This is a genomic window from Croceibacter sp. (assembly GCF_002716225.1).
Classification (GTDB): domain Bacteria; phylum Bacteroidota; class Bacteroidia; order Flavobacteriales; family Flavobacteriaceae; genus Croceibacter; species Croceibacter atlanticus.
This window is the reverse complement of the sequence record NZ_PAZX01000011.1, coordinates 123,705-135,844: the sequence shown is the minus strand read 5'-3', so window position 1 is coordinate 135,844 and position 12,140 is coordinate 123,705. Positions and strand designations below refer to the sequence as shown.

Below are 12,140 nucleotides of genomic sequence, written 5' to 3'. Positions count from 1 at the left end.
TACAATACCTAGTGCAAAAACTTAGCATTCCAGAAATTATTAAAAAAATTGAAGCAGAAGAATGTTTTGAAGCTGTTTCAATAGACTATTCCTTTACGCTTAAAATAGACGATTACGTGCCTTATATATGTGGTGCCGTACATGATGGTCATAACTTTAGAAAAGACCTTTGGGCAAATTGCACACATTCTGAATATGAACGTTGGTTTGAGGAAGATCCTTGTACTAAAGATATGGTAAACACCATGCCAATTGTAATTGCTGGCAGAGATTCTCGGTTTGAGTATGATCTAAACAGACATCCAAACATTGCAGTATATGAAGATGCTTGGGGAAAAGCACTTTGGAAAACACCAATAGATGAGCAACAACATAAGGTTAGTTTAGAAAAGCACACTAATTTTTACAAAGTAGTACACGCTTTAGTTTCTAAGATCGAAGCAAAATTTTGTTGCGCCATTGTTTATGATATGCACAGCTATAATTGGAAACGATGGAATAGGGAAGTGCCTGTAATTAATTTAGGAACTACCAATATTAACAACTCTAAATACAGTAGCTTGGTAAACCAATGGCGTGATAGTTTAGCTGAACTATTACTACCAAACAATATTGCTGTAACTGCAGCTATAAACGATACGTTTCAAGGCAATGGTTATTTCTTAAAGTATATCACCAACCACTTTCAAGACACATTGGTGTTGGCCACAGAGTTTAGTAAAATATATTGTGATGAACTTACCGGAATTATTTTTCCAGAAGTTGTAAGTGCAATTACAACTCAGCTTAAAAATAAGATACCACAGCATGCCGATACGTTTTATCGTACCTTTGCAACCTAAAAATTACGAGAGTATATGTTGTTAGAAGATGCTAAAAAAGGATACGCAGACCTTTTTGAAATAGATCATAATTTAGATAGACTTGTAAAAAATATAGAGCTTCTCAATTATTTGAATCCGCTTAATATTGAGCAAGAGAAGAAAACTTTCTTTAAGTCTAAATTTACATACGAGCCATCTTTCAAGTACCGAAAGATTAAATTTAACCCTTATAAAATGCAACGCTTGTTTTTTAGCCAGCGTTTAGAAAAGATTGAAGATGAAACCATCCGAAATTTTTATGAGGAAATTATATACGAGTATTCTGGTCTTATTTCTTGTATAGAACATATTGGGCAGGACAAGAAGTTTTATTACAATAACTTAAAGGTTTTTGGTACACCAAAACAACGTGATGTAGAGAACGCTCAGTTTATTCTTCATTTTTCTGAAGAAGAAGACCTTGAAGTTATGAAGCCTCGTTATAATGTAGATGATGCTGTTGCCTATTTTGAAGAGTTTGGTAAAGCTTATAACTTTAGGTTTTCCATCAAAAAATCGACAAATATAAGTGCTGCTGCAATGGTACTTAATGCTTCAGAGACATTGGTGCTTAAGCGTAACCATATGTTTTCAGAAAACCAGTTAAAAGTACTGGCCAATCACGAAATTGGCGTACATATGGTGACTACATTTAATGGAAAACTACAGCCATTAAAAGTATTTTCAAACGGATTTAAAAATAATACCGAAACTCAAGAAGGCTTAGCGGTATTTAGTGAGTATATGAGTAACTCTTTAACTCTTAAACGTATGAAAGAGTTAGCATATCGTGTTATAGCTGCAGACAGCCTTATAAAAGGCTATAGCTTTAGCGATACGTTCGATTTGCTTTACAGCCAATATAAGTTAGACAAACACGAAGCGTGGCAAATTACATTGCGAGTACATCGTGGTGGTGGTTTTACTAAAGATTTTCTTTACTTAACAGGCCTTAAGAAAGTATATGATTTTTACCATTCTGGTGGTGAGATGACTAAAATGCTTACAGGAAAAGTAACTCTAGAAAATTTAGATGTTATTGAAAAACTACAAGAGTTAGGCTTGGCTGCACCTAGTAAATTTGTGACAGATTCTTATGCTAATAATAGTAATGAGAATAAAAAAATGGACTTCATTCTCCGTAATTTAAAGTAAGCTCGCTTAAGTTTAACTAAGCACTAAATGGCTTAGTTTTGTACGAAAAATTCGTTAAAACAGTTTATGCCATTTAAGTTGTTTACAACCTCAATAGCATTTGTAGTTGTATTAGCTCTCCAAACCTTTGTAATACGTTGTATGTACATGCTATCTGTTTTTGTAACTACTGCAATAAGGTTTTCGTCCATATTTTGATTTAGCTGGCAATAGCCAATAGTAATAAACTCAGTATTTTTTAAATCTGGTATGGCTAACGTATCTAAGACTTTTAATAGCCTTTTAGTATTAGAGGATTCAATTGCTACACTATTAAACAGAATTAAATTCTGCGTATCATTATTTAGATGTAAAATACTGTGTTTTGGTTCTACATAGGTACCATAAACTACTGTATCGCTTACTTTAGAAAATTTTTGAAGTTCAGCAATTTCAGAAAATGATTTAAATTCTTTTCCAATTAACGAATGTTGAGATTCGTGCTCAGAATTCCCGCAAGCAATTAGGGTTAGTAAGGCTATAACAACTAAGAGTTTATTCATAATTTTAGAGTGCTTGTTCATATCTACCTATGTAAGATACTATTAAATACTCATAACAAATAGTTGTAGGTATTTAATTATGATGAGTTTATCTTTGCTTGATTAAAGTTAGTTGTGTTGGCAAGCTAAATTCAATGTTTGTTGGATAAGTTTCTGTTCCTTCTAGATTTCGAAGGCCAAACGTTGCAATTGTGTCCAAACCATTGGAGCTTAATTTAAATTCTCCTTTTTTGGTTTTGTCACTTACCACGTCATTAATAATTAAGGTGTATTCTGTAGGATTCACAAATATTAATGTAGCTTTAAAATTTAATGGATTATAAGTATTATTTAAAATATCCGCAACTAGAACACCATCTTTAATGTATTTGTATCTCGCAAGAATAAAATCAATTGCCATGTTAATACCCTCATAATTATAGTTAGTTATTTTGGTAAATTCAAATTCAAAAGAGCTGTTTCCTTCTTCCCATTTCCAAGTACCTAGAACATCCTCAAAATGATTATTTGTATCTTTAAGATATGTGTTATTTGTCCAGTTTATTCTATTACTAACATCAACTATTGTGTGTTTTGTTGAGCAGCTTATACAAAAGACAAGTAAGGTTATTAATGATATACTATTTTTCAAATCATAGTTCTTTAATTCAGAATGTAGGTTTTCAAATGAGATTTCAATTCTATAAAAATGGTAATTATAATAATTTCAATTATATGTTCTTTGTCCTGAGTAAATAATTTGTGTGCAATTAGTTACTCCTAAAACTAATAAGAAAAATTTACTTGTAATGAAGTTAAATTAAAAATCTAAAAACCGAGATTTTAATTCTGGTGTTGGCATCATACAGCTATCTTTTTTACCATACCATTTGTAACGGTTCTTAGCTATATAATCATACACCTTATTACGTAAACCAAAGGGAAAAACTTTTAAATAGGATAAGTAGGAGTAGGCGCCATCTAAATCTTTAGCAATTTCCAGAGCAGCATCAGATTTTAAGTAATACGCGCTACCAACATCTACCAAAATAATGGAGTCTACTTGAGTAGTGTCTATACCACGTTCCTTAATAAGTTGTTTGCCTATTGTGCTTTGCAGTGGTGCAAACTTAAAGGCCTTGTGTTTGTCGTGAGTAATTATAAAATTGATGGCGTTGTTGCAAAGATTGCAAACACCATCAAACAAAATGATTTTATCACCGTAAGCTATATTGGCTTCAGTTGGCATTGGGTTAAGGTCTTGAGACAAATTCGAGTTCGTTTAAAGATACATCTGTCGTAAAGATACCATAGTTTACTGTAGCGCGATCTTTTTCAATCTTATCTATAGTTCCTGTTGCCTTACCGTCTTGGAGTCTTACTTTATCTCCAACCTTTAAAGAGATCTTAGGTTTTGCTGCTTCAATCTTTTCAGCTTTCTTTTTTTCTACCTTTTTCTTCTCTCTTATAGTTTTTATCTTTTCCTGAGCTTCGCGCTTTATTTTTTGTTGCTTGCGTTTTTCTTCGCGCTCTTTTTCTACAGATTGTTTTTGGCGCTTAGAGTTTTCAATCTGTATGAGCTTCATTAACTCGCTGTTTAAATTCTTCTTATTTTTATTATAAAAGAATTTCTCAGCGATAGTATCTACACGTGTCCCTAAGTGTATCATACGTTGGTGTGTATCATACAATTCTTGGTAGCTTTCTAGCTTGGCTTGTACCTTATCGTTAATTTCTGCTAGCTTTTCTTGTTCTGAAGCTGCTTTTTGCTTTTTAGTTTCTAAAGCAGTAGTTGTTTTTTGGAGTTTGCTGCGTTGTTGTTGTAGTTTGGCAATACTCTTATCAAACCTAATCTTGCCACGTTCTACTTTTTTCTTAGATCGGTTTATTAAACTGTACGGGATACCATTTTTTTGTGCTACCTCAAACGTAAACGAGCTACCAGCTTCACCCATTTGTAATTTGTAAACAGGCTCTAAGCTTCGACTATCAAACAGCATGTTGGCGTTGTTAATAGCTTCAGTTTCTTGTGCCATCTTCTTTAAGTTGGCGTAGTGAGTTGTAATGATGCCGTAAGATTCTCTTTCGTGAAATACTTCTAAAAATGTTTCAGCTAAAGCACCACCTAATTCGGGATCAGAACCTGTACCAAATTCATCAATTAAAAACAAAGTGTTCTCATCACATTTACGCAAAAAGTAATTCATATTCTTTAAGCGGTAACTGTAGGTACTTAAATGATTCTCGATAGATTGGTTGTCACCAATATCTGTAAGTATTTTATTGAATAAAGAGACTCTGCTATACTCGTGCACCGGTATTAGCAATCCACTTTGCAGCATAACTTGTAATAATCCCACTGTTTTAAGTGTGATACTTTTACCACCAGCGTTAGGGCCAGAAATTACAATAATGCGGTTGTCCTTATTTAAGATTATATCCTGAGGATATGTTTTTTCACCCTTAGCTGCATTGTTTAAAAACAATAATGGATGATAGGCATCTTTTAACTCTAACTCTCTAGTTTCTGAAATTGCTGGCAATACTGCGTTTAATCGCTTTGCATAATTGGCCTTAGCAGAAATAAGATCTATATGAGATAGTAAAGTTTGGTACTCACTTAACAACAAATTATAGGGTCTTACCAGGTCTGTAAGTGCTTTTAAAATGCGTTTAATTTCTTCTTTTTCTTCGTACTGTAGGTTGTTAAGTTCTCTTGTATGTTGCTGTGTGGCTTCTGGTTGTATGTAAACTATACTACCAGTTTTGGAGTTGCCAAGAATACTACCTTTTACTTTACGCCTATGCATAGCTTGCACTGCGAGCACTCTTATATTATCTACAACACTTTCTCTAATCTCATCTAAATAACCGTAACCTTGGTATTGCGATAATGCGCTAGTAAAGCTGCTGTTTATCTTTCCTTTAACTATAGATATGTGCCTACGGGTTTGTTGTAATAAAGGCGAAGCATCATCTTTAAGCTCACCATATTTATCTATCATCTTATTTATAGTATCTACAATAGCAGTTGTGTATTCTGTTTGTGAAACAAACTGATATAGTGTAGGGTAGTGCTCCTTAAATTTTTTAAAGAACCTAAGATGTATATTGGCACTTTCTGAAATAGAGGCTAATTTTCTGAAGCTGTACGTTTCTAATACAGAGTCCTCTATTCCTAGTAACTGTAGCTCTCTATTTATAGCATCATAACCGTGGTTAGGAATAGTGCTTTCCTTGAGCCAAGAACTCATATATTCCTGTACTCTTGTTAAAGCATTTATAGTAAGATCTTTAGTAGCAAAAGGTTGTAGCTCATTAGCAAACTGCTTTCCTAATTCTGTAATACAAATGTCTTGTACTTGTGTACAAACAGTGTGAAACTCGAGATCTTTTAAAGTTTTTGGGTGAATTTTTATCATAGCAATTGCCTAAATTTAGGCATCACAAAATTAAACAATTTAAGATGAATGTAGATATAGATGAAAGCTGGAAAACAATTTTGAAATCTGAATTTGAGTCGCCTTATTTTGAGGAACTTACAGAATTTGTGAAAGAGGAATATTCTCAACACACCTGTTTTCCTAAAGGGCAGGATATTTTTTCTGCATTTAATCATTGTTCATTTAATGATGTAAAGGTGGTTATTATAGGACAAGATCCTTATCACGGCGTTGGTCAAGCTAACGGTCTTTGCTTTTCTGTAAAACCAGGAATAGCTTTGCCACCTTCATTAATAAATATCTTTAAAGAGATTGAAACAGATCTTAAAACACCATTTCCTGAAGATGGTAATTTAGAGCGTTGGGCAAAACAAGGCGTGTTATTATTAAATGCAACATTAACAGTAAGAGCGCACGAGGCTGGTAGTCATCAAAAAAGAGGTTGGGAAACATTTACAGATGCTGTTATACAGACAATCTCAGATTCTAAAAAAAATGTAGTGTTTTTACTTTGGGGTGGATTTGCAAAAAAGAAAGGCAAAAAGATTAATGAAGAAAAACATTGTGTGCTTACAAGCGGTCATCCTTCACCATTAAGTGCAAATAGAGGATATTGGTTTGGTAACAAACATTTCTCACAAGCAAATGCTTACTTAATAGAAACAGGGCAAGAGCCCATAGTTTGGTAATTACTTATCTGCTGCCAGTTGGTGATTATTAGATACTTTTTTTTCTTTTTCGCAGTCGTTACAGCTAAACTTAATAAGAAGAAAATTTAATAAGATGAGTCCTCCTAAAATGCATAAAAATGTTGTCATGAATACAGTTTTTGTATGTGTTGTTTTTGGGGACTACTTTAATATTAGATGTAAATAAAGTAAAAGAGTTGCGTTAATAACGGCACTAAATTTCTCTTTTCGATAAAAGAAGTTAATTTAAGCTGAAATGCTTTAAGGAGTGATAATAAGCAGGTTATCTTTAAATAATCTTAACGTTATTTAAATGTATGGCAAATTGAATTATAGTCTATCTTTTCTGAAATAAGCTCTAGCTCAAGCAACTTATCTTGTACATTAGTAATAGTTGTTTCAGATAATTGTTCTTGGCTCCAACGGGTTAATCCCAACCATTCTTTAATATCTTTCTCATCTTGCTCATAGGCATTAGAGAGTGTCTTAGATATCATAGGTATACTCTTAAACTCTTTAGATGTTCTGTTTATAACATCTAACAATGCTTCTAAATCTTTGGTGTTATTTTTTATAACCTCATCTCTGGCTACAATAACAAAGCAAGGCCAAGGTGTAGGACAATCTCCAACACGTCTAAACGTACCATTATCTACATAGGGTTTAGTGGTAAAGTGTTCCCACATAAAATACTGAGCCTTATCTTCTGGTAACGCCTCTAAAGCACCGTCTAAATTTTTTACAACTTCAAATTTTAACTCACTTGTATCCCAATCCATATTTTGGGCATTTACATACGCTAAAAGGTGAGACCCAGAACCAAAACGACTAATAGCACAAGTTGTGTCTTTTAGGTCTGCAATGGTAGTATACTTAGAGTCTTGAGCAACGTGAATTCCCCAAATAAGAGGTGATGCAATATACTTTTGAATTATTTTACTAGGATTGCCATCTATAATATCTTTTACTATACCTTCTGTAAGCATAATGGCAACATCAATCTCATTATCCCTTAAAGCCTTACTCATTTGTCCTGTGCCGCCGTAAAAATCTCTCCACGTGATATCTAGACCAACTTCAGAAAATTCGTCATTATCTAGGCAAAGGTGCCAAGGTAGGTTAAAGTGTTCTGGAACACCTCCAATTCGTAACTTAGTCATTACTATGTTTCTCTTTAAGGTAATTGTAAATAGCGTATTGAGATCGCACTAGCGACTCACCAACTTTAGGTTTTACAAAGGTATTACTTTCTTGTGCATCTTGTATTCTTGCTTTCACATTGTCTGAAAGCTGAATGTTAAGAATGTCATTTAATTCTTGTGCTAAATCTTCATCGTATAATGGTGTAAGAACTTCAATTCGTCTGTCAAGGTTTCTTGTCATCCAGTCTGCACTTCCAAAATACAGTAATTCTTCTCCATTATTACCAAACTTATAAATACGACCGTGTTCTAAGAATCTATCTATAATACTGGTCATGTAAATATTCTCACTTAAGCCTTTTTTACCAGGTATTAGACAAGAAAAGCCACGTACCAATAGCCTTATAATAACACCAGCATCGCTTGCTTTATAAAGAAGATCTATCATTGCAGGATCTTCCAGACTATTCATTTTTGCTGTAATAGATGCTGGTTTGCCTTCTTGTGCTAGATCCATTTCTTGTCTTATTAGCTTTTCAAATACACGTCTTGTGGTAAATGGAGAAATAAGCAAGTGTTTGTTTCTAGGAATTATTAAATCGCCTTCTAAGACATCAAAAACTCTGGTAAGCTCTTTGGTGATTTTTTTATGAGCCGTAAAGATGGCATGGTCACAATATATTTTTGAGGTTTTACTATTAAAGTTTCCTGTACCAATATAGGCGTAGCGTTTGTTTTTGCTGTTCTCTAAACGCTCAACCATCAATATTTTAGAATGTACTTTAATACGCGGATAGCTATAAATAACTTTAGCTCCTTTATCTTCAAACTTGCGACCCCAAACTATATTATTCTTCTCATCGAACCGCGCTTTGGCTTCAATAAATACGGTGACAGCTTTGCCATTATCTAATGCTTTTAAAAGTGCGGTTGTAAGGCGTGACTCGTCTGCAACACGATAAAGTGATATTTTTATTGCTGTAACATTTTCGTCTTCTGCAGCTTGCTCTATGAAACGCTCCACGTAGCTAAAAGACATAAAAGGAAAATGTAGTAATTGGTCTTTCTCCTTTATTGTTTTAAAATAATCTGTAGATGGCTCTAAATACTTATGTTTTAGTGGTTGTAGTGGTTTGTAATGAAGATCTGTATTGTCTGTAGGATCTGGAAACCCAAAAAAGTCACTAAAATTGTGATAGGTGCCNCCAGGCATCATATCTATTTTACCTAGNCCTAAATATTTACGAATTGCTTTCCTTAATTCTTTAGGCATTTTTGCATCGTACAANAAACGTGTNGGTTGTCCTTCTGTACGTTGCTCTAACGAGTTATAAATTTTTTCTGCTAAGATGCCTTCNTATTCATCATCTAAATATAGCTCTGCATCTCTAGACATTTTAACCTCATAAATTCCTTTTACTGTTTTATTAGGAAAGATCTGAGNTACNTTNGATCTTACTATATCATCAATAAANGTNATANANTAATCTTTTGANTCCTTATTCTTAAATGTATAAAAACGCCCACAAGCTTCAACAGGAATATTTAAGAGTCCGCATTGCTTTTCATTTTCAAATGCGACAACAAAATAGATGGTGTTATTCTGAAGAAAAACATCTTTATCAGTCTTGAAATCGACAATTTTAGGATTTAGTTCTGGTGCTATTTTGGTTGCAAAATAATCTGAAGCTTCTTTGCATTGTGGTTCAGAAAATTCACCAGAATTTATAAGGTGAATATTATGCTCTTTTAATTGTGGAATAATTTCATCGAAAAAGACTGTTCCGAAGCGTTCTTGATGACTTTTTACACCTTTTAATATTTCTTTTACTTCCTTCTTAGGTCTAAACGCCAAACGCTTTCTCAAGCTTTTATCTATGCGTTTAATTTGCCTAAGTTGCGAAACNCTTACTCTAAAATGTTCATCGAGATTAGAGGAGAAGATGGCAAGNAACTTTAAACGCTCATATAATGGCGTACTTTGGTCTTCTGCTTCTTGCAACACACGCTCATTAAAACTAAGCCAGTTTACATCTCTGTGCTTAATATTTTCTTTGAGCATTAACTCTTTTTCAATAGCCATTTAGTGTGTAAGTTTTTCTAAGGTGTATAAAATAAGGTTNTCTACAGTGTCTTTAGGTGANTTACTAAACTCACCATTTGCACGATTTGCCAGAATAGCGTTTAAAGAGACTGCACGATGACCTAGTAAGGAAGCCATACCGTAAATTCCGGCAGTCTCCATTTCCAAGTTAGTAATTTTGCGTGCATCTAATCGTGCATTTTTCAACTTTTGCATAAAGTTAACATCACTTAAACCAGCTCGTAATACACGACCTTGTGGTGCATAAAAGCCAACGTTTGTTGCAGTAATACCTTTTATAAGTTTTGTAGAATCTAAAGTTTTAAGNAATTCAGGATCTGCTGAAACGATATAGGGATGAGATTTCTCCTCAGATAATTCTAATTGNTGTGTTAAAGATTTTGATAGGTTTAAGNGTTGTAAATGTTTACTGTCATAATAATGCAATAAAGTATCAAACCCTATTCCCAGTTCTGAAACTAAAAACGAATCGATAGGAATATCTTCTTGTATTGCTCCAGATGTACCTACGCGAATAATATCNAAGGCTGTTTTTTCAGCTTTAATTTCTCTCGTATTAAGATCTATATTAGCTAAGGCATCTAATTCATTAAAAACAATATCTATATTATCTGTACCAATTCCTGTTGATATTACTGTAATAGACTTGCCATTACACTTGCCAGTTTGCGTGTGAAATTCACGTTTTCTTACTTTAACATCAACNCTGTCAAAGTGTTTGGTAATATCTTCTACACGATCTGGATCGCCTACTGTNATAACAGTTTGNGCNAATTGNTCTGGTAGGATATTTAAGTGATAAATACTACCATCTGCATTTAATATAAGTTCAGATTCTGGAATTTGCATATTTTGTTATAAACTAAGAAGAGTAGCCTTTAGTATAATCTAAAACAGCTACTCTTTATGATACTAATAAATAAGGTTTAACCACCTACACGTTTTACTAAAAAACCTTTGTCTTTTAGCATATCCATTATTTCAATACGGTAATCTCCTTGTATAATAATTTGATCGTCTTTAAAACTACCACCAACACCAAGACTCTTTTTTAAATCTTTGGCAAGTTGCTTAAANTCTTCTTGAGCTCCAGTATAACCATCTATTATAGTAATAGGTTTGCCACGGCGCTTTTCATACTTACAAAGTAATGGTGCGTCCTGTATCCACAAACCCTCATTATCATTAGTTGTATCTTCAGCTTCAGTAGATTCGTGCTCTGGAAATAAGTTTTTTAATTGATCTTTTAAGTCCATATTACTTTTTAATAAGTCCTATTTCTACTAGACGTTGGTGTAAAAATTCGCCAGCTGTAATATCTTCATATTGCTTAGGGTTTTCTGGAGAAACACATTCATCTAAACAATCTAACTTCATTTCACTACGCGGATGCATAAAGAATGGAATTGAATAACGAGGATTTCCCCATTCTTCTTTAGGTGGATTAATTACGCGGTGTATAGTAGATCTTAACTTATTGTTGGTATGTCTTTCTAACATATCACCTACATTAATTACAAGTTCATCTTCTTCAGGAATAGCATCTATCCACTTTCCATCTTTTCGAAGTACTTGTAAACCACCTGTTGAAGCACCCATTAGTAGAGTGATTAANTTNATATCTCCATGAGCACCAGCACGTACAGCACCATCTGGCTCTTNTGTAATTGGAGGATAATGNATAGGTCTTAAGATTGAGTTTCCGTTACGAGCCCAATGNTCAAAATATGTTTCTTCTAAACCTATGTACAATGCTAATGCACGTAGTACATAAATACCTGTNTTCTCTAACATCTTNTAAGCTTGCATACCAGTGGAGTTAAAATTATCTAACTCCTTTACCTGTACGTTTTCAGGATAATCTTCTATAAGGTTTGCATCCTCATCTGCTTCTTGTCCAAAATGCCAAAATTCTTTTAAATCACCTTTTTTACGTCCTTTGGCATGTTCTTTTCCAAAAGAAATATAACCACGTTGACCACCAAGGCCATCTATTTCATAACTTTCTTTAACCTCTGTAGGTAGAGCAAAGAAAGATTTTACTTCTTTATAAAGGTTATCTACCAAATCATCTTCTAGAAANTGATTTTTTAGTGATACGAAACCAATTTCTTCGTAAGCAGAACCTATTTCATTAACAAATTTTTGTTTTCTATCTGGATCATCCGATAAGAAATCGGCTAAATCTACACTTGGGATATTGTTCATAGTAAAATAATTGTA

The 12,140-nt window shown here is 33.5% G+C and carries 13 protein-coding genes; 3 read left to right on the top strand and 10 right to left on the bottom strand.

The genetic code is table 11. The features are described from left to right. Positions 1-11: 11 nt before the first annotated feature. Positions 12-842 carry an N-formylglutamate amidohydrolase gene (locus tag CL818_RS09210; protein WP_272973822.1) on the top strand — a complete coding sequence of 277 codons (831 nt, stop codon included), beginning with the start codon at positions 12-14 and terminating at the stop codon, positions 840-842. Positions 843-857: 15 nt separating this feature from the next. Next, entirely contained in the window at positions 858-2,018 is a 1,161-nt protein-coding gene (locus CL818_RS09205; protein ID WP_272973821.1) for a peptidase MATCAP family protein, read from the top strand. Between the two features lie 32 nt (positions 2,019-2,050). Here CL818_RS09205 and CL818_RS09200 read toward each other — a convergent pair whose 3' ends face one another. The 4 genes from CL818_RS09200 to CL818_RS09185 form a co-directional block, all read right to left on the bottom strand. Beyond that, entirely contained in the window at positions 2,051-2,560 is a 510-nt protein-coding gene (locus CL818_RS09200) for a hypothetical protein (RefSeq protein WP_272973820.1), read from the bottom strand. Positions 2,561-2,648: 88 nt separating this feature from the next. Continuing rightward, the gene (locus tag CL818_RS09195) at positions 2,649-3,191 is read right to left on the bottom strand and encodes a DUF6705 family protein (RefSeq protein WP_286972772.1); all 543 of its coding nucleotides are present in this window, start codon (positions 3,189-3,191) and stop codon (positions 2,649-2,651) included. Positions 3,192-3,359: 168 nt separating this feature from the next. Further along, positions 3,360-3,809: a thiol-disulfide oxidoreductase DCC family protein gene (locus CL818_RS09190; RefSeq protein WP_013187936.1), complete on the bottom strand. Its 450-nt coding sequence runs from the start codon at positions 3,807-3,809 to the stop codon at positions 3,360-3,362. Next, complete coding sequence (locus CL818_RS09185; RefSeq protein WP_272973818.1) at positions 3,793-5,961, bottom strand: endonuclease MutS2; 2,169 nt, start codon at positions 5,959-5,961, stop codon at positions 3,793-3,795. The genes CL818_RS09190 and CL818_RS09185 overlap by 17 nt, the downstream gene beginning before the upstream one ends. A 44-nt stretch (positions 5,962-6,005) precedes the next feature. On the opposite strand from CL818_RS09185, the gene CL818_RS09180 reads away from it, so the two are divergent. After that, positions 6,006-6,671: a uracil-DNA glycosylase gene (locus CL818_RS09180; protein ID WP_272973817.1), complete on the top strand. Its 666-nt coding sequence runs from the start codon at positions 6,006-6,008 to the stop codon at positions 6,669-6,671. Here CL818_RS09180 and CL818_RS09175 read toward each other — a convergent pair whose 3' ends face one another. The 6 genes from CL818_RS09175 to CL818_RS09150 all read right to left on the bottom strand — a co-directional run bounded on the left by CL818_RS09175 (position 6,672) and on the right by CL818_RS09150 (position 12,125). Next, entirely contained in the window at positions 6,672-6,800 is a 129-nt protein-coding gene (locus CL818_RS09175) for a hypothetical protein (RefSeq protein WP_262485274.1), read from the bottom strand. A gap of 176 nt (positions 6,801-6,976) precedes the next feature. Beyond that, entirely contained in the window at positions 6,977-7,831 is an 855-nt protein-coding gene (locus tag CL818_RS09170) for a substrate-binding domain-containing protein (protein WP_013187933.1), read from the bottom strand. Further along, positions 7,824-9,875 (bottom strand): polyphosphate kinase 1, encoded by a 2,052-nt coding sequence (gene ppk1, locus CL818_RS09165; RefSeq protein ID WP_502692241.1) that lies wholly within the window; start codon positions 9,873-9,875, stop codon positions 7,824-7,826. The genes CL818_RS09170 and ppk1 overlap by 8 nt, the downstream gene beginning before the upstream one ends. A gap of 21 nt (positions 9,876-9,896) precedes the next feature. Beyond that, positions 9,897-10,766, bottom strand: a complete 870-nt coding sequence (locus CL818_RS09160) for a nucleoside phosphorylase (RefSeq protein ID WP_286972768.1) — start codon at positions 10,764-10,766, stop codon at positions 9,897-9,899. 77 nt (positions 10,767-10,843) lie between these two features. Further along, entirely contained in the window at positions 10,844-11,173 is a 330-nt protein-coding gene (locus CL818_RS09155; RefSeq protein WP_286972767.1) for a translation initiation factor, read from the bottom strand. 1 nt (position 11,174) lies between these two features. Beyond that, positions 11,175-12,125 (bottom strand): isopenicillin N synthase family dioxygenase, encoded by a 951-nt coding sequence (locus tag CL818_RS09150; protein WP_286972766.1) that lies wholly within the window; start codon positions 12,123-12,125, stop codon positions 11,175-11,177. Positions 12,126-12,140 lie beyond the last annotated feature (15 nt).